The following is a 17,159-nucleotide window of genomic DNA, read 5'->3' on the forward strand; positions in this document are numbered from 1 at the left end:
TTAGGGGGATGATCGCCGTGGACAGCGTGAGCCTGGTCGGCCTGCGAGCATGGGGCAGGCATGGGTGCCTGCCGGCCGAACGCGAGCTTGGCCAGGAGTTCGTGGTGGACGTCACCCTCCATCTCGACACGGCCCCGGCGGCCGCCGGCGACGATCTCGCCAAGACGGTCGACTACGGCGCGCTGGCGCTCCGGCTGGCCGCGATCGTCGAGGGTGAGCCGGTGAACCTCATCGAGACGCTGGCACAGCGCCTGGCCGACGCCTGCCTCGCCGGTGAGCTGGTCGAGGAGGCCGAGGTGAAGGTGCACAAGCCCGCCGCGCCCATCCCGCTTCCGTTCGACGACGTGGTGGTGACTGTCAGGAGGAGGCGGGGATGAAGGTCGTTCTGGCGCTCGGCAGCAACGTGGGACGCCGCTTCGAGACGCTGCAAGGTGCCGTGGACGCGCTGTTCGACGCGCCGGGGCTCGAATTCGTGGCGGTGTCCCCGGTCTACGAGACCGATCCTGTCGGCGGCCCGCCCGACCAGCGTCCATATCTGAACGCCGTTGTGATCGGGAACACCATGACGCTCGGGCCGCGAGCCATTCTCGAACGCGCACTCGGCGTCGAGACCGCGTTCGGGCGGGTGCGCACCGAGCCGTGGGGGCCGCGCACCCTCGACGTCGATCTGATCATGGTGGGTGAGCTGCTGTCGAGCGATCCCGAGCTCACGCTTCCGCATCCGCTGGCGCACGAACGCGCGTTCGTGCTGGTCCCCTGGTCGCAGGCCGATCCCGGGGCGGTCCTCCCCGGACGGGGGTCGGTGGCCGGTCTGCTCGCCGACCTCGACCAGAAGGGCGTGCGGCTCCGTTCGGACCTGGCGCTGCAGCCACCGGGCTGACCGGCCAGCCGTTCGGTAGCCCCCGCCTGCGCTCAGCGGGCAAAACCGCCTGCGCTCAGCGGGCCGAACCGTCTGCGGCTGGCTGGTCGAACCGCCTGGGCTTGGTCGGTCGAACCGCTTGCGCTTGGTCGGTCGGACCGCTTGCGCTTGGTCGGTCGGACCGTCTGGGCTTGGCTGGCTCCCTGTCTGGGCTTGGTTGGTTGGACGATATTTGCTTGGCCTGCCGGACCGTCTGCGTCTGGCCGAATTGGACGGGGTCCGGGCTTGGCTGGGCGGGCTGTCTGCGTCTGGCTGGTCGTCGTCCGGCTGGCTGACCGCTCTGTCCGTGTTCGACCGGGTTCCGGCTGGCGGGTCGGCGCTGCCGGAGTCGGTGCGGTATGAGGGGCGTCGAGCGGCCGCGCCGGGGGATGGGGAGGCGTCGGCCGTTCGTTTCGGGGCGGTGGGGCACTCTAAGGGCGGGCGGGACGTTCTCCGCATGGTGCGGGGTTGTTGTGGGCAGGGTCGTGACCTGGTTCGTGGGCGGGGTCGTGACCTGATCACCGTCCGGCCCGCGATGATAGTGGACCCTCCGGCGGGACGAAGGCCGGGCCGCCCATGGGGAACGAGGAGGATCGCGTGAAACCGAGCCGTCCCGGCGTGCTCGTCCTGTTGCTGGTCGCTTTCGCGGTCGTGACGTGGGGCTTGTTGCAGAAGGTCTACTCCGACCTGCCGACCGTCCCTTGGACGGCCATCCCTACCGTGCTCCTGCTGGCGGTCGGTGAGGCGTACAGCGGGTGGATGACCCGCGCCCGCATCGAGCGCAGGCCGGACACCAAGCCGGTGGAGCCGCTGGCGGTGGCCAGGCTTGCGGCGCTGGCCAAGGCGTCGGCCTACGCCGGCGCGGTCTTCGCCGGGGTTTTCGCCGGCTTCGTCTTCCACGTCGTGCAGCTTCTGGACCAGGACACACCGCGGCGCGACTTCTTCCTGGCCGGAGGCTCTCTGGTCGCCTGCGTGATCCTCGTCTGCGCCGCCCTGTACCTGGAGCACTGCTGCAGGGTGCCGGGGAAGCCGGACGACGACGTCCGCCCCTGACCGGCCGCCGCCGTCCCCGTCCGCCGGCTCCTTGTGTCTCACCCCGGACGGCGCCTCACCCCGGACGCACGAGGCGGGGCCCGGCCGGCGCCGGGCCCCGCCGCGCGCGGAGCCACCCTGAATCCCTGTCCCTTATCGCACTCCCCTTCTGCGCCAGACGCGGGCGGTTAAACCGCTTCGCCGGAATTGCCGCCGAAATCGCAGGTCAGAGGGTGTGATCACTTGTCGACGTCGCCGACGACGAAGAACATCGAGCCGAGGATGGCCACCATGTCGGCGATCAGATGCCCGGGGAGCATCTCTCTGAGCACCTGGACGTTGTTGTACGACGCGCTGCGCAGCTTGAGCCGCCACGGGGTCTTCTCGCCCTTGGACACCAGGTAGTAGCCGTTGAGGCCGAGGGGGTTCTCGGTCCAGGCGTAGGTGTGGCCCTCGGGGACCTTGAGCACCTTGGGCAGCCGCTGGTTGACCGGTCCCGGCGGCAGCGAGCGCAGCCGTTCGACGCACGCGTCGGCCAGGTCGAGCGACACCTTCACCTGGTCGAGCAGCACCTCGAACCGGGCGTGGCAGTCGCCGGCCGAGCGGGTGACGACCTTGACCGGCAGCTCGCCGTAGGCCAGATACGGCTCGTCGCGGCGCAGGTCGAGGTCGACGCCCGAGGCGCGGGCGATCGGGCCGCTGACGCCGTACTGCAGGATCGTCTCGCGGTCGAGCACCCCGACGCCGCGCGTGCGGGCGAGGAAGATCTCGTTGCCGTAGATGAGGCCTTCGATGTCGGGCAGGCGTTTGCGCACGTCGGCGACCGCGTGCGACACGCGGTCGAGCCAGCCGTACGGCAGGTCCTCCTTCAGCCCGCCCACCCGGTTGAACATGTAGTGCATGCGCCCGCCGGAGATCTCCTCCATGACGGCCTGCAGCGTCTCGCGCTCGCGGAAGGCGTAGAACACCGGCGTGATCGCGCCGAGCTCCAGCGGATAGGACCCGAGGAACATCAGGTGGCTCAGCACGCGGTTCAGCTCGGCGAGCAGCGTGCGAGCCCACACCGCCCGCACGGGGACCTCCATGCCGAGCATGCGCTCGACCGCGAGCACCACGCCGATCTCGTTGGCGAACGCCGAGAGCCAGTCGTGCCGGTTGGCCAGCACGATGATCTGCCGGTAGTCGCGGACCTCGAAGAGCTTCTCGGCGCCCCGGTGCATGTACCCGATGATCGGCTCGGCGGTGGCGATGCGTTCGCCGTCCACGGTCAGCCGCAGGCGCAGGACACCGTGGGTCGAAGGGTGCTGGGGCCCGATGTTGAGGATCATGTCCTCGGTGGCGAGCTCCTTGGCGCCGGCCCCGATCGCGACGACCCGCTCGGTGCCCGCGGCTCCGGTGCGAGCGCCGCGGGCGCCGCGAGGTTCGCGATCTCGGTGACCTTCGCGAGGTTCGGTCATAAGGCCCATGCTGTCACGTCAGCGCCGGGAGACAAGATCTGAGAGGGCGGTGACCAGGCGGCGCACGTGCTCTTCGGTCGTGCCGATGCCGATGGAGGCCCGGACGGCGCCGGTGGTGCCGTCCGCGCAGTCGCCGTCGGCGGACCTGCCCACGCCCTCAAGCAGGTGCCGGACGAAGGGGTGGGCGCAGAACTTGCCGTCCCGCACGCCGATGCCGTACTCCGACGACAGCGCCTCGGCGACCTCCCGGGCCGTCCAGCCGTCGACGACGAAGGAGACGATCCCGACGCGCGGGTGCCCCGGCCCCCACAGCGACAGCTCGTGCACGCCTTCGATGCCGGCCAGGCCGTCGCGCAGCAGTGTGAGCAGGCGCTCCTCCTCCTTGACCAGCGGCGTCCAGCCGGTGGCCGACAGGGCGTCGCAGGCGGCGGCGAGGGCGATGGCGCCGAGGACGTTCGGCGTGCCGGCCTCGTGACGCTGCTCGGGGTCGGCGCTCCACTCGGTCGAGAGCGGCTCGTCCTGGCCGGCGCCTCCGGTGACGGCCTTGGAGGCGCCGCCGCCGCGCAGGTACGGCTCGGCGTCGGCGAGCCAGTCGGACCGGCCCACCAGGGCGCCGGCGCCGAACGGCGCGTACAGCTTGTGCCCGGAGAAGGCCACGTAGTCCAGGTCGAGGGCGGTCAGGTTGAGCCGGCGGTGCGGGACGAGCTGCGCGGCGTCCACAAGGATGCGCGCGCCGTGCCGGTGGGCGATGTGCGCCAGGGCCGCGATCGGCCACAGCTCGCCGGTGACGTTGGAGGCCGCGGTGACGACCAGGAGCGCGGGCCCGTCGATGGCGGCGAGGGCCTCGTCGGCCGCGCGCACCGCCTCGCCGGGGAACGCGGGCGGCGCGAGCCGTACGGCCTTGGGCCAGGGGAGCAGGGAGGCGTGGTGCTCGCTTTCGAAGACCACGACGGTGGTGCCGTCGGGCAGGCAGCGGGCCAGCAGGTTGGCGGCGTCGGTGGTGTTTCTGGCGAACACGACGGCGTCCCCCGGACGGGCGCCGACGAAGGCGCGCACGGTGTGCCGGGCCTGCTCGTAGCGGGCCGTGGTGAGCTGGGAGGCGTACCCGGCGCCCCGGTGCACGCTGGAGTAGGCCGGGAGCGCGGCGGCGACGGCGGCGCTCACCGGCGCCAGACACGGCGCGCTGGCGGCGTAGTCCAGGTTCGCGTACCCAAGGAGCCGGCCGCCCTTGACGGGAACCTCGAGGTCGGCCCCGATTACCGCGGGGATGGCCGGATCGACGGCCGAGGACTGGCCGGCGACCGCGTGCGGGACGTGCGGAAGGCCGGTGGCGCCGGGGGTCGCGTGCGTGAGGCCGGTGGCGGCTTGGGGCGCGTCCGGGAGGGCGGGGGACGTGGCGGTGAGCAGCGGGGACGCGTCCGCGTCGGTGGTGGAGGAGCTCTTCAGGATGGTGAGAGCAGACAACGCCGGCCTCCTAAGGTCATGGGACCCCGGTCACGGCGTTGGAATGACGGAGCCCGCGCTTGCCCGGCACACCTCGTGCCGGACCCGGTCCTCACCCGGGGCACCCCGCCGCGAGCGCGAGGGTTGCCGGCCAGCAAGCCGGGGCTTGACGCTGGCACTCATGACCTACCGGGACTATAACCCGAATCCCCCGCGTCTCCGCAACCTCGCGGCGCGCGGGGTGACGCGTCCCACGAATCGCGAACTTTGCCGGGCCCTCGCGCGTTGACTTGGGACGGACTCCTCGGCGAAGGGGCCGTGAGGTGACCGACCCCCGGCCCGAGGAGGCGCGATGGACTGGCTGCTCAACCCAGAAATATGGATCGGGTTCTTGACCCTGGTCGCGCTCGAGATCGTCCTGGGCATCGACAACATCATCTTCATCTCGATCCTGGCGGGGAAGCTGTCGCCGGAGCGCCGTGACATGGCGCGCAAGCTGGGGCTCGCGCTGGCGATGATCAGCCGCCTGGCGTTGCTGCTCGCGCTGTCGTGGGTGGTGCGGCTGACCGAGCCGCTGTTCGCGGTGTGGGGGCACGAGATCTCCGGACGCGATTTGATCCTGATCCTGGGCGGGTTGTTCCTGCTGGGCAAGAGCGCCTTCGAGATCGGCGACAGCCTGGAGGGCGCCTCCGGCCACTCCGGCGGGCGGGTGGCGGCCTCGTTCACGGCGGTGATCGTGCAGATCATGCTGCTGGACGTGGTGTTCTCGCTGGACTCGGTCATCACGGCCGTGGGCATGGTCGACGAGATCGGCGTCATGATCGCCGCGGTGGTCGTGTCCGTGGTGATCATGCTGTTCGCGTCCGGGCCGATCAGCGCGTTCGTCGACAAGCACCCGAGCATCAAGATGCTGGCGCTGTCGTTCCTGCTGCTCATCGGCGTCGTGCTGATCGCCGAGGGCTTCGAGCAGCACATCTCCAAGGGCTACATCTACTTCGCGATGGCCTTCTCGCTGGTCGTGGAGCTGCTCAACATCCGGGCGCGCAGGAGGGCGGGCGCCCAGCGGCCGGTCGAACTGCGCGATCGCTACGAGACCGCGGAGGAGCCGTCTCCGGCGCCGTCGTCCGTGGCCTCCTCCGAAGCGGGTGACACCCCGCGGCCATGACCCCGCGGCCATGACCCCGCGGCCATGACCCCGCGGCCATGACCCCGCGCCGAAGCGTCGTCGCCACGTCCCACACCGAAGCGGCGGCGCCACGGCCCACCGCCGGGGGCGCCGGCGCCGGGGCGCGTCGGATGCCCAGGTGAAAGCTGGTGGGATCCCGGCCTACCATGACTTCGTGCGCTTCGACCCCTGGAATCCGGATTTCGTCGCTCAGCCCTACGACGTCTACCGGTGGCTCCGCGACAACGAGCCGGTCGGTTTCTTCGAGCCGACCGGCCAGTGGCTCGTGGCCCGGCACCGGGACGTCAACGCGGCGCTGCGCGACCGCAGGCTCGGCCGCTCCTACCTCCACGTGGCCACGCACGAGGCCTTCGGCCGGGAACCGGAGCCGGCCTTCCAGGACCCGTTCTGGCGGGTGATCCGGGCCGGGATGCTCGACGTGGAGCCGCCCGTGCACACCCGGCTGCGGCGGCTGGTCTCCAGGGCGTTCACGCCGCGCATGGTCGAGGAGCTGCGCCCGCGGGTGCGGAGCATCGCCGGCGAGCTGGTGGACGGGTTCGTCGAGCGCGGCGGCGGCGACCTGCTCGCCGAGGTGGCCGAGCCGCTGCCGGTGACGGTGATCGCGGAGATGCTCGGCGTCCCCGAGGCGGACCGGCACCTGCTGCGCCCCTGGTCGGCCGACATCTGCGGCATGTACGAACTCGCGCCGTCGATCGAGGCGCAGCACACGGCGGTGCGCGCCGCGGCGGAGTTCGGCGACTACCTGCGCGCGCTGGCGGCCGAGCGGCGCGCCCGCCCGGGGAACGACCTGATCAGCGCTCTGGCGCAGGTCGTGGACGAGGGCGACCGGCTCACCGAGGACGAACTGGTCGGCACGTGTGTGCTGTTGCTCAACGCCGGCCACGAGGCCACCGTCAACGTCACCGGCAACGGCTGGTGGTCGCTGTTGCGCAACCCCGGTGAGCTGGAGCGGCTCCGCGGCGATCTGTCGCTGCTGCCCACCGCCGTCGAGGAACTGCTGCGCTGGGACACCCCGCTGCAGATGTTCGAACGCTGGGTGCTGGAGGACGTCACCATCGGCGGGGTGGACATCCCCAAGGGCGCCGAGGTGGCCCTGCTGTTCGGCTCGGCCAACCGGGACCAGGAGGTGTTCGAGGACCCCGACCGGCTGGACGTCGGCCGCAAGGACAATCCGCACATCTCGTTCGGGGCGGGCATCCACTTCTGCCTGGGTGCTCCGCTGGCGCGCGTGGAGCTGATGGAGTCGTTCTCGGCGCTGCTCAGGGCCGCTCCCAAGATCGAGCTCGTCGAGGAACCGGTCTGGAAGCCCAACTACGTCATCCGCGGCCTCGAAACCCTGAAGATCTCCACCGCCTGACCCACCCAGCCCACCCCGCCCCGGTACGGGGCAGTGCCCGGAACGGGTGTGCGGTGCCCGCGTGACGCGAGTGGGTTCGTGGACGGGCGACCGGGCGGGACGTTCAACTCGCGCCGGCGTGGGAGATCAGGGTTTGCGCTGGGTCAGCCAGCCGAAGCCGCCGAGGCCGTCGCGGGCGATCAGCTCGGCCTCCTGTGAGGCGCGGGCGAGGGCGCGGAGGTAGCCGCCCGGGTCGGTGGTCGCCAGGGCCAGCGGAGGGCGGGCGCCGCTGACCCCGAGGTCGCGTAAAGCCTGTCGTTGCGTGGTCAAGGCTGTGGATATCGCACCGGCCCGCTCGCCGGCGGCCGCACAGGCGTCCAACGCCACGTGTGCGGTGATATCGCAGGACCCATCGGGTATGGCGGGCACGCACGCCCCATCTCGGTACCCGGTCAGGGTGCCGTAGGGCGGCCGGTTATCCACAGGGTGTGCATAATCGACTGCCACCGCCAGCCCCCGGACCAGCCGCCCGACGACCGACGCCCACGCCTCGTCACGGGGGCGGCCGATCTCGGCCCGCAGCCCGGTGCGGGGCAGCGGCCACCAGCGCTCCAGCCACCGGCCGTCGGCCTCGCACGGCGGCCCTCCGAGCCGCTCTCGCCCGGTCGCGGGGTCGACGAGCACGAGGCGGGGCCCCTCGGGCGTCTGCTCGGCGACGTCCAGCGGGATGTTGTCGAGCCATTCGTTCGCGATGACCAGGCCGGTGACCCGGTCGGGAAGGGTGTGCGTCCAGGTGATGCGCTTGTCGAGGTCGTCGGGCGGCGGGGACAGGTCGACGGCCGTGGCCCGCAGGCGTTCGGCGAGGGCCGGCCCCGCGGCGTCGAGCACCTGGGCCACCAGCGCGCCGTCACCGGAGCCGACGTCGACCAGGTCGAGCTCGGCGGGGCGGCCGACGAACTCGTCGACGGTGCACAGCAGGCGCAGCACCGCCAGCGCGAACGCGGGCGAGGCGGCGACCGACGTGCGGAAATGACCTGACGGGCGCTCGCGGATGTAGAAGCCGCCGTCGCCGTAGAGCGCCTGCTGCATGGCCTGCCGCCACGTGACCCACACGACATCGGACGTTACCAATTCCGGTCCCGGTTCATGACGATCACGCTGACAGCCTGTGGACGACCGCCCGTCGAGCCGGTCGGGCCCCCGGCGCGAGGCGACCGTTACGCTGGCACCTGGCCTGATCCGTCGAAGCTGAACGGGAAAGTGATGGAGACAAGCGACCGCCCCGGGCGTCTCGCCGTCGGCGTGCTCGGCGCCGGGCGAGTGGGTTCGGTCCTCGGCGCGGCGCTCGCGCAGGCGGGGCACCACATCGTCGCGGCCGCCGGGGTCTCCGACGCCTCGCGCCGCAGGGCGCTCGACCGCCTCGGCGTGCACATCTCCGAGCCGGACGAGGTCGTCCGCGCCGCCGACCTGGTGCTGCTCACCGTGCCCGACGACGCCCTGCCCGGCCTGGTCTCGGGTCTGGCCGCCACGGGGGCCGACCTGCGCGGCAAGATGCTCGTGCACACCAGCGGCGCGTTCGGCCTCGGCGTGCTCAACGCCGCGACCGCCGCCGGCGCGCTGCCGTTCGCGCTGCACCCGGTGATGACCTTCACCGGCAGGGACGACGACATGCGGCGCCTCGCCGGCTGCTCGTTCGGCGTCACGGCCCCCGACCAGCTCCGGCCGGTGGCCGAGGCCCTGGTGATCGAGATGGGCGGCGAGCCGGTCTGGGTCGCCGAGGAGGACCGCGCGCTCTACCACGCCGCCCTGGCCGGAGCGGCCAACCACATGGTCACCCTGATCGTCGAGTCGCAGGAGCTGCTGAAGAAGATCGGCGTCGAGCATCCGGGCCGCATGCTGGGCCCGCTGCTCGGCGCCGCCCTGGACAACGCGCTCCGCCTCGGGCTGACCGGCCTGACCGGGCCGGTCGTGCGCGGCGACGCCGGCACCGTCCGCAAGCACGTGGACGCGCTCATCCTGGCCGCGCCCGAGGCGGCCGACGCGTACGTGGCCCTCGCCCGGCTCACCGCCGACCGGGCGCTGGCCGCCGGACTGCTCAAGCCCGAGACGGCCGAACGCCTGCTCGACGCCCTGGGAGGCAACACATGGACGTGATCGTCGCCGCGGACCACTCCGAGCTGATCGCGGCGCGCGCCGCGCTGGGCGTGGGCGGGGCGGGCGGCCGGCGAGCGGACGGCGAGGATGGCGAGGGCGGCGGCACGCTGGCGCTGGTCCCCACCATGGGGGCGCTGCACGAGGGGCACCGCTCGCTGATCCGGCTGGCCCGCGAGCGCGCCGACCACGTGGCGGTCAGCGTGTTCGTCAACCCGCTGCAGTTCGGCCCGAACGAGGACTTCTCGCGTTACCCGCGCACGTTCGACGACGACCTCGCGGTCTGCGCCGCCGAGGGGGTCGGCCTGGTGTTCGCCCCGGCGCCCGGCGAGATGTACCTGCCCGACCGTCAGGTCGGCGTCTCCTCCGGGCAGATGGGCGCGATCGTCGAGGGCGCCTTCAGGCCGGGCCACTTCGACGGCGTGCTCACCATCGTGCTCAAGCTCTTCAACCTGGTCCGGCCGGACGTCGCCGTCTTCGGGCAGAAGGACGCCCAGCAACTGGCGCTGATCCGCCGGATGGTCGCCGACCTCAACGTGCCGGTCACGGTCGTGGGGGCTCCCACGGTGCGCGAGCCGGACGGGCTGGCGCTGTCCAGCCGCAACCGCTACCTGTCGCCGGCCGACCGGGCCACGGCCCTGGCGCTGTCGGCGGCGCTTCGCGAGGGCGCCCGCCACACCCGGCCGAAGGACATCCTGCACGCCGCGCACACCGTGCTGGACGAGGCCGCCCGCGCCGACCCGCCGCTGCTGCTGGACTACCTGAGCCTGGTCGACCCCGCCACGTTCACCGCCGTGGCCGAGGACCACCGCGGCGAGGCCGTCCTCGCGGTCGCCGCCAAGGTCGGCACCACCCGGCTCATCGACAACACCGTCCTGACCCTGTCGCCCTGAGCCGGGGCGGTGGCGGGCGGGACGGTGGTGGGCGAGGCCCGCGTGGCGGGAATAAGCGGGGATGCTTTATCGTCATATTGACGAAATAAGGGAGCCCCCATGACCCATCCGCCTATACCTCGCCGGTTGGCCGCGCCCGAGCCCGGCTGGACCGTCACCGCCGATGTCGTCGTCGTCGGCTCGGGCATCGCCGGCCTCACCGTGGCGCTTCGGTACGCCGAGCTGGCGCCCGACGCCCGCGTGCTCGTCGTCACCAAGGACGTGCTGTCGGCCGGGTCGACCCGGTGGGCGCAGGGCGGCATCGCCGCGGTCCTGGATCCGGCCGACTCCTGGCCCGAGCACCTCAGCGACACGCTCATCGCGGGCGTGGGGCTGTGCGACGTCCGGGCCGTGCAGGCGCTGGTGACCGAGGGGCCGGCCGCGCTTCGGCGGCTGATGGCGCATGGGGCCCGTTTCGACCGGCAGCCCGACGGCGGCCTCCAGCTCACCAGAGAGGGCGGCCACCGCCGCGACCGCATCGTCCACGCCGGCGGGGACGCCACCGGAGCCGAGGTCCAGCGCGCGCTGGTCGAGGCGGTCCGCGGCGGCGCGGCGGCGGGCGGCCGCATCGAGATCATCGAGCACGCGCTGGTGCTCGACCTGCTCAAGGACGCCTCCGGCGCCACGTGCGGGGTCACGCTGCACGTCATGGGCGAGGGGGCCAGGGACGGCGTGGGCGCGGTGCGCGCGGGCGCCGTCGTGCTGGCGACCGGAGGCATGGGCCAGGTGTACGCCGCCACGACCAATCCGCTGGTCTCCACCGGCGACGGGGTGGCCCTGGCGTTGCGCGCCGGAGCGGTGGTGCGCGACCTGGAGTTCGTCCAGTTCCACCCGACCGTCCTTTGGCTCGGCGAGGGATCGACCGGCCAGCAGCCGCTCATCTCGGAGGCGGTGCGCGGCGAGGGCGCCGTCCTGCTCGACCAGGCCGGCGAGCGGTTCATGGTGAACGTGCACGAGCTCGCCGAGCTGGCGCCCCGCGACGTGGTCGCCAAGGCGATCATGCGCCGGATGCTGGAGAGCGGCGCGAGCCACGTGTTGCTGGACGCCCGCCACTTCGGCGAGGAGAAGTGGCGCGCCCGCTTCCCCACGATCTACGCGGTCTGCCGGGAACACGGCATCGACCCGGTGCGCGAACCCATCCCCGTCGCGCCCGCCGCGCACTATGCCAGCGGCGGCGTCCGCACCGACCTGCACGGGCGCACGAGCGTCCCGGGCCTGTACGCCTGCGGCGAGGCGGCCTGCACGGGGGTGCACGGGGCCAACCGGCTCGCCTCCAACTCCCTGCTGGAAGGGCTGGTCTTCGCCGAGCGCATCGCGGCCGACCTGGCCTCCCCGCGCCGGACCGCGCCGGGTGAGCCGGTCGGCGACGACCGCGCCGCCGGGCTGGTGGACCCCCGGGTGCGGCCGCGCGTCCAGGCTCGCATGAGCACCGGCGCGGGCGTGCTGCGCAGCGGCCGGAGCCTCGCCGAGGTGAGCCACGGCCTGCTGGACGCCCGGTGGACCCCGGTGGCCGTCGCGCCCTGCACGGAGGCGTGGGAGGCCACCAACCTGCTCACCGTGGCGAGCGCCCTGGTGACGGCGGCGCGGGCCCGTGAGGAGACGCGCGGGTCCCACTGGCGCGAGGACTTCCCGGAACGCAAGGACGCCTGGTGGCTGGGGCACATCGACATGACCCTGGCCGAGGAGGGACTGACCATGACCTACGCCCAGCACGACGACGACCGGGCGGCCGGTCTGCCGCACCACCTGGAGACCGAACTGGCGGAGGCCGGCCTGGACCCGGCGGCGGTCATGACGCTGGTCGGCGCCGCCCTCGCCGAAGACATCGACGAGCAGGGCGACGTCACGACGATCGCCACCGTGCCCGCCGACCAGACGGCGGTGGCCGACCTGGTGGCGCGGGCCGACGGCGTGGTCGCCGGGCTGGCCGTCGCCCAGGCGGTGTTCCACGGTTCCTCAGGCGGTCGCCTGACCGTGGAGCGCCATGCCAAGGACGGCGAGCGCGTCTCCCGTGGCGACGTGCTGATGACGGTCGTCGGACCTGTGCGCGAGGTGCTCACCGCCGAGCGCACCGTGCTCAACCTGCTCACGCATCTGTCCGGCATCGCCACGCTGACCCACCGCTGGGTCGAGGCGGTGAGCGGCACCGGTGCGCGCGTCCGCGACAGCCGCAAGACGCTCCCCGGCCTCCGGGCGCTGGAGAAGTACGCGGTGCGGTGCGGCGGGGGCGTCAACCATCGGATGTCCCTGTCGGACGCGGCCCTGATCAAGGACAATCACGTGGTGGCGGCCGGTGGGGTCGCCGAGGCGTTCCGGGCGGTACGACAGTCCTACCCGCAGTTGCCGATCGAGGTGGAGGTCGACCGCCTCGACCAGATCGAGCCGGTGCTCGCGGAGGGGGCGGAGGAGATCCTGCTGGACAACTTCACCGTCGAGGAACTGGCCCGCGCGGTGGCCCTGGTGGGCGGCAGGGCACGCCTGGAGTCCAGCGGTGGGCTCCACCTGGAATCGGCCCGTGAGGTGGCCGAAACCGGTGTTGACTACCTTGCTGTGGGGTCGCTGACCCACTCGGCGCCCGCACTAGACATCGCTTTGGACCTTCGGGGGGCTTGATGCTGCTCACGATCGACGTCGGCAACACACATACGGTGCTCGGCCTGTTCGAGGGCGAGGAGGTCATCGAGCACTGGCGCCTCGCCACCGACGCGCGGCGCACCGCCGACGAGATCGCGGTCGTCCTCCAGGGGCTGCTCGGCCAGAGCCCGCTGCTGAAGGACGCCGACATCGGCGGCATCGCCATCTGCTCGACCGTCCCGTCCGTCCTGAACGAGATGCGCGAGATGTGCCGGCGCTACTACGGCGACGTGACCGCCGTCATCGTGGAGCCGGGCGTGCGCACCGGGGTGCCGGTGCGCATGGACAACCCCAAGGAGGTCGGCAGCGACCGCATCGTCAACGCGCTCGCCGCCCTCACGCTGTACGGGGGGCCGTGCATCATCGTCGACTTCGGCACCGCGACGTCGTTCGACGCGGTGTCGGCGAAGGGCGAGTACGTCGGGGCGGTCACCGCCCCGGGCATCGAGATCTCGGTGGACGCCCTGGCGGCGGCCGGGGCCCAGCTCCACAAGGTCGAGCTGGTGCGTCCCCGTTCGGTGATCGCCAAGAACACCGTCGAAGCGCTGCAGGCGGGCATCATCTACGGCTTCGCCGGCCAGGTGGACGGCATCGTCGAGCGCATGGCGCCCGAGCTCGCGGCCGACCCGGACGACGTGACCGTCGTGGCCACCGGGTCGATGGCACCTCTGGTGGTCAACGAGGCCCGCTCCATCGACGTGCACGAGCCCTGGCTGACGCTCATCGGGCTCCGGCTGATCTACGACCGCAACACCGCCTGAGACCGCCCCGGCCGCCGCGCGGCCGACGCGGGACGGTCAGGGGATGGTCAGGGGATGAGGACGAGGCGGCCCCGGACGCCGCCCGCTTCGAGCCTTCTGTGCGCCTCCGCCGCCTCCTCCAGCGGGAAGGTCTGGGCCACCCGCAGGGTGAGGCGGCCCTCCTCGGCGAGCTGAGCCAGCTGACGCAGCCGTGCGCCGTCGGGGCGCACCCATACGGTGGTGACGCGCACGTCGCGCAGTGAGGGCGGCTCGCCGTTGCCGACCACGGCGACGAAGGCGCCGCCGTCGCGCACCGCCTCCAGGGCGCCGAGCTTCACCACGGCGGCGTCCAGGGCGCCGTCGACGCCGCCGGGCACCAGTTCGCGCACCGCCGAGGACAGGTCGGCGTCCCTGGGGACGAACCACCGGGCGCCGAGCCCGCGCACCAGGTCCTCGTCCTTCTCGCCGGCGACCGCCACCACGTCGATGCCCGCGGAGGCGGCGAGCTGCACGGCGTACCCGCCGACCCCGCCGGCCGCGCCGGTGACGAGCAGCGTGCCGCCGGCGCGCAGGCCGAGGAGGTCCAGCGCCTGGGCGGCCGTCAGGCCGTTGAGGGGCAGCGTGGCCGCCTCGATGGCCGGCACGCCGTGCGGCGCCGGCGCGACCGTCTCCGCGTCCAGGACGATGTACTCGGCCTGGGCGGCGGACGACGGCTCCACCCCGGCGGACATGCCGATCACCGGGTCGCCCGGCCGGAAGCCGGTGACCCCCTCGCCGACCTGGTCCACCGTTCCTGCCACATCCCATCCGAGGCCCTTGACCCCGTGCGGTTCCATCAGGCCGGCCGCCACCAGCACTCCCGACCTGGTCGCCAGGTCCACCGGATTGACGGCCGCGGCGGCGACCTTGACGCGGATCTGCCCGCCGACCGCCTCGGGGACGGGCGCGTCGGCGACGCGGAGCGCCTCCGGGCCGCCGAACTCCTCTACTACGAGCATGCGCATGATCGATCCCTTCGTGAAGGTCCATCGTGGGCGACATTCCTGGCACATACTCAAGAAGAGTTACTCTCCGATGGGAAGTAGGCACCCGCAAGTGCCTAACCGACGAGAAGGAACGTGAAGGAAACGCATGGGAACCCGCACGGCGGCGGAGCGGCGCGAAGAAGCCAAGATCGCCTACAACGCGTTCATCGCGGAGTGCCCGACGCGGAAGCTGCTGGACACCCTCAGCGACAAGTGGATCGGCCTGGTGCTCGCCGCGCTCGGCGACGGCCCGCTGCGGTACCGCGACCTGGCCCGGGTCATCGCCGGGGTCAGCCAGAAGATGCTCACGCAGACCCTGCGCACCCTGGAGCGCGATGGCATCGTCAGCCGGACGGTCACGCCTTCCGTGCCGGTGCGCGTCGACTACGAGCTCACACCGCTGGGCCGCAGCCTTCAGCCGGTGATGCTGGCGATCAAGCAGTGGGCGGAGATCCATATCGAGGACGTGGAGGCGGCGCGCGCCGAATACGACGCGGCGCGGTGATCCACGCGGCAAATCTCGTGTACCGGCCGTGTTACGCCCGCGGCCGTGGCGGGCGAGAAATGGTCAGAAAGTCCCGAGGGTTTCGCGGGTCGAATTCGACGTATAGGCTGCCGTTCTTATATCCCCGAGCCGAGGTGTCCCGGTGGGCGGCCCCGCCGTACCCGGCCTCCACCAGCGCCGCGGTGGCGCCTCATCGCGGTCGGTGCGGCCGGCGTCCATGATCAGCGCCGTCCTCATCCCGAACCGGTGGGTGCGGGGACGTGTCATGAGTAGTTCACATATGCACTGGTATGTCAATCACAAACGTCATGGGTATCGAGGTCAGTGCTTGACGACCTTTCAACGCGGCGTTTAACGTTCCTGACGGGCGGGCCGAAGCATTCAGTATGTTGCCGAGTTCGTCGTGGGGGAGGACACCCGATGGCGTATCCGGATCTGGTTTCCCGAGGGAATGGCATTCCTTCGGGATCAGACGGTGTAGGACTGAGCGATGACGATCTTCTGCTGCTCGCCGAACTGGCCAAGGGCGTGACCGTCGACAGGGTGGGGCGGCGGCTCGACGTGAGCGGTCGCACGGTGCGGCGCCGCCTGCGCGGCATCTGCGACCGCATAGGCGTGGCCACCGCCATCGAGGCCGTGGCCTGGGCGGCGCGGCGCCGCCTCATCTGACGGCTCGGGCGGTGCGGCGCCGTCGGCCTGACACGCGGGGCCGCCGGCGGGCGGCCTCCGGTGGCACGCGCTAGTCGGCGATGCGAACCCCGCCCGCGAACGGGCGGTTGCCGAGGGGGACCACCCGGACGACGTCACCGGTGCGCGGCGCGTGCACCATCATGCCGCCGCCGATGTAGATGCCGACGTGGTGCAGGTCGCTGTAGAAGAAGACCAGATCGCCCGGGCGCAGGTCATCGCGGGACACCTGCGTGCCCGCGGTCCACTGGTCGCCGGTGTAGTGCGGCAGGCTGATGCCGACCTTCTGGTAGGCCCACATGACCAGGCCGGAGCAGTCGTAGGTGCTCGGCCCGGCCGCGCCCCAGACGTACGGCTTGAGCTGCTGCGTCAGCGCCCACTTGGCGGCCTGGGCGGCCTTGCCGTCGCCGGGGATCGGAATGTCGATGCGGGTGGCCCTGCCGAACGACTGGCCGGCCTGGGACAGCGCCCGCTTGAACAGGCGGCTCTCGGTCTTGGCGACCAGGCCGCGGATCTTGTCGCGCTGCGACGACAGGTTGGAGACGAGCTTCTTCACCTCGGCCTCGCGGGCCTTGGCGCCGGCCTTCGCGCGCTCGGCGATCGCCATCGCCTTGCCGATCTGGGCGACCTCCTCGCCCTGCTGCAACTGCAGGGCGTAGGTCGTGGCCACGCGGTCGAGGTAGGCGTCCGGGTTGTCGGACATGGCGAGGCTCAACGGCGAGCCGAAGCCGCCCGTCATGTAGGCGTCCTGGGCGTACAGGCCGGCCTTGGCGCGCTTGGCCTCCAGGTCGGCCTCGCTCTTGGCGAGGGTCTTCTTGGCCAGCTCCGCCGAGCGCTGCGCCTGCTTGAGCTTTTCCTTCTGGCCGTTGTACTGCTCGGTGAGCGACTCGATCTCGTTGTAGAGGTGCTCGACCTGCTTCTTGAGCTCGTTGAGGCTGGGCTTGGGCTCGGCGGTCGCGGAGACGAGCGGCGAGCCGAACGTCACGGCCATCAGGGCCGCGGTGACCAGCGCTATGCGGCGGGGAAGACGCCAGGACGTCTTCGAGGCGCCCCCGAACCGGGCACGGACGCCGTGCTCTCGTCCACGGGCATGTCCGCCCGCGCTTTTTCCGGGTGTGCGCCTGGGCTGCACC

Annotated in this window: 16 protein-coding genes and 1 riboswitch; of the genes, 11 read left to right on the forward strand and 5 right to left on the reverse strand. The window is 72.1% G+C overall.

Annotated elements, in window-relative coordinates; all coding sequences use genetic code 11:
- The first annotated feature begins 8 nt into the window (after window positions 1-8).
- The 3 genes from folB (at window position 9) to ACZ6QO_RS34500 (ending at window position 1,951) form a co-directional block, all read left to right on the forward strand.
- Window positions 9-377: a dihydroneopterin aldolase gene (gene folB / locus ACZ6QO_RS34490; protein ID WP_465857132.1), complete on the forward strand. Its 369-nt coding sequence runs from the start codon at window positions 9-11 to the stop codon at window positions 375-377.
- Complete coding sequence (folK, locus tag ACZ6QO_RS34495) at window positions 374-880, forward strand: 2-amino-4-hydroxy-6-hydroxymethyldihydropteridine diphosphokinase (RefSeq protein WP_465857134.1); 507 nt, start codon at window positions 374-376, stop codon at window positions 878-880. Before folB ends, folK begins: the two co-directional genes overlap by 4 nt.
- Window positions 881-1,495: 615 nt before the next feature.
- Complete coding sequence (locus tag ACZ6QO_RS34500; RefSeq protein WP_465857136.1) at window positions 1,496-1,951, forward strand: DUF3180 domain-containing protein; 456 nt, start codon at window positions 1,496-1,498, stop codon at window positions 1,949-1,951.
- A 218-nt stretch (window positions 1,952-2,169) separates the two neighbouring features.
- Here ACZ6QO_RS34500 and ACZ6QO_RS34505 read toward each other — a convergent pair whose 3' ends face one another.
- Both ACZ6QO_RS34505 and ACZ6QO_RS34510 read right to left on the reverse strand, forming a co-directional pair.
- Entirely contained in the window at window positions 2,170-3,258 is a 1,089-nt protein-coding gene (locus ACZ6QO_RS34505) for an NADH-quinone oxidoreductase subunit D (RefSeq protein ID WP_465857242.1), read from the reverse strand.
- 147 nt (window positions 3,259-3,405) lie between these two features.
- Window positions 3,406-4,656, reverse strand: coding sequence for an aminotransferase class V-fold PLP-dependent enzyme (locus ACZ6QO_RS34510; protein ID WP_465857244.1), 1,251 nt, complete (start codon window positions 4,654-4,656; stop codon window positions 3,406-3,408).
- A 245-nt stretch (window positions 4,657-4,901) separates the two neighbouring features.
- Window positions 4,902-5,017, reverse strand: a riboswitch (SAM riboswitch).
- Window positions 5,018-5,182: 165 nt separating this feature from the next.
- On the opposite strand from ACZ6QO_RS34510, the gene ACZ6QO_RS34515 reads away from it, so the two are divergent.
- Together ACZ6QO_RS34515 and ACZ6QO_RS34520 are read left to right on the forward strand one after the other, a co-directional pair.
- Window positions 5,183-5,995 carry a TerC family protein gene (locus ACZ6QO_RS34515; RefSeq protein WP_465857138.1) on the forward strand — a complete coding sequence of 271 codons (813 nt, stop codon included), beginning with the start codon at window positions 5,183-5,185 and terminating at the stop codon, window positions 5,993-5,995.
- Between the two features lie 175 nt (window positions 5,996-6,170).
- Window positions 6,171-7,373: a cytochrome P450 gene (locus ACZ6QO_RS34520; RefSeq protein ID WP_465857140.1), complete on the forward strand. Its 1,203-nt coding sequence runs from the start codon at window positions 6,171-6,173 to the stop codon at window positions 7,371-7,373.
- Between the two features lie 126 nt (window positions 7,374-7,499).
- Here the strand turns inward: ACZ6QO_RS34520 and ACZ6QO_RS34525 are convergent, their stop codons facing one another.
- A complete protein-coding gene (locus tag ACZ6QO_RS34525) occupies window positions 7,500-8,465 on the reverse strand; it encodes an SAM-dependent methyltransferase (RefSeq protein WP_465857142.1) in 966 nt (321 codons plus the stop codon).
- A gap of 150 nt (window positions 8,466-8,615) precedes the next feature.
- On the opposite strand from ACZ6QO_RS34525, the gene ACZ6QO_RS34530 reads away from it, so the two are divergent.
- The 4 genes from ACZ6QO_RS34530 (at window position 8,616) to ACZ6QO_RS34545 (ending at window position 13,830) form a co-directional block, all read left to right on the forward strand.
- Window positions 8,616-9,506 (forward strand): Rossmann-like and DUF2520 domain-containing protein, encoded by an 891-nt coding sequence (locus ACZ6QO_RS34530; RefSeq protein ID WP_465857144.1) that lies wholly within the window; start codon window positions 8,616-8,618, stop codon window positions 9,504-9,506.
- Entirely contained in the window at window positions 9,497-10,396 is a 900-nt protein-coding gene (gene panC / locus ACZ6QO_RS34535) for a pantoate--beta-alanine ligase (protein ID WP_465857146.1), read from the forward strand. The genes ACZ6QO_RS34530 and panC overlap by 10 nt, the downstream gene beginning before the upstream one ends.
- Before the next feature lie 99 nt (window positions 10,397-10,495).
- On the forward strand, window positions 10,496-13,048 hold the full coding sequence (locus tag ACZ6QO_RS34540; RefSeq protein WP_465857148.1) for an L-aspartate oxidase: 2,553 nt from the start codon (window positions 10,496-10,498) through the stop codon (window positions 13,046-13,048).
- Complete coding sequence (locus ACZ6QO_RS34545; RefSeq protein WP_465857150.1) at window positions 13,048-13,830, forward strand: type III pantothenate kinase; 783 nt, start codon at window positions 13,048-13,050, stop codon at window positions 13,828-13,830. Before ACZ6QO_RS34540 ends, ACZ6QO_RS34545 begins: the two co-directional genes overlap by 1 nt.
- Window positions 13,831-13,877: 47 nt before the next feature.
- On the opposite strand, the gene ACZ6QO_RS34550 is transcribed toward ACZ6QO_RS34545, so the two are convergent.
- Window positions 13,878-14,813 (reverse strand): NADP-dependent oxidoreductase, encoded by a 936-nt coding sequence (locus ACZ6QO_RS34550; RefSeq protein WP_465857152.1) that lies wholly within the window; start codon window positions 14,811-14,813, stop codon window positions 13,878-13,880.
- 127 nt (window positions 14,814-14,940) lie between these two features.
- On the opposite strand from ACZ6QO_RS34550, the gene ACZ6QO_RS34555 reads away from it, so the two are divergent.
- Together ACZ6QO_RS34555 and ACZ6QO_RS34560 are read left to right on the forward strand one after the other, a co-directional pair.
- Window positions 14,941-15,339: a winged helix-turn-helix transcriptional regulator gene (locus tag ACZ6QO_RS34555; RefSeq protein ID WP_465857154.1), complete on the forward strand. Its 399-nt coding sequence runs from the start codon at window positions 14,941-14,943 to the stop codon at window positions 15,337-15,339.
- Window positions 15,340-15,759: 420 nt separating this feature from the next.
- Window positions 15,760-16,008, forward strand: a complete 249-nt coding sequence (locus ACZ6QO_RS34560) for a helix-turn-helix domain-containing protein (protein ID WP_465857156.1) — start codon at window positions 15,760-15,762, stop codon at window positions 16,006-16,008.
- Between the two features lie 70 nt (window positions 16,009-16,078).
- Here ACZ6QO_RS34560 and ACZ6QO_RS34565 read toward each other — a convergent pair whose 3' ends face one another.
- Window positions 16,079-17,017 carry a C40 family peptidase gene (locus ACZ6QO_RS34565; protein ID WP_465857158.1) on the reverse strand — a complete coding sequence of 313 codons (939 nt, stop codon included), beginning with the start codon at window positions 17,015-17,017 and terminating at the stop codon, window positions 16,079-16,081.
- Between the last annotated feature and the right edge of the window lie 142 nt (window positions 17,018-17,159).

This window comes from Sphaerisporangium sp. NPDC049457 (assembly GCF_055586705.1).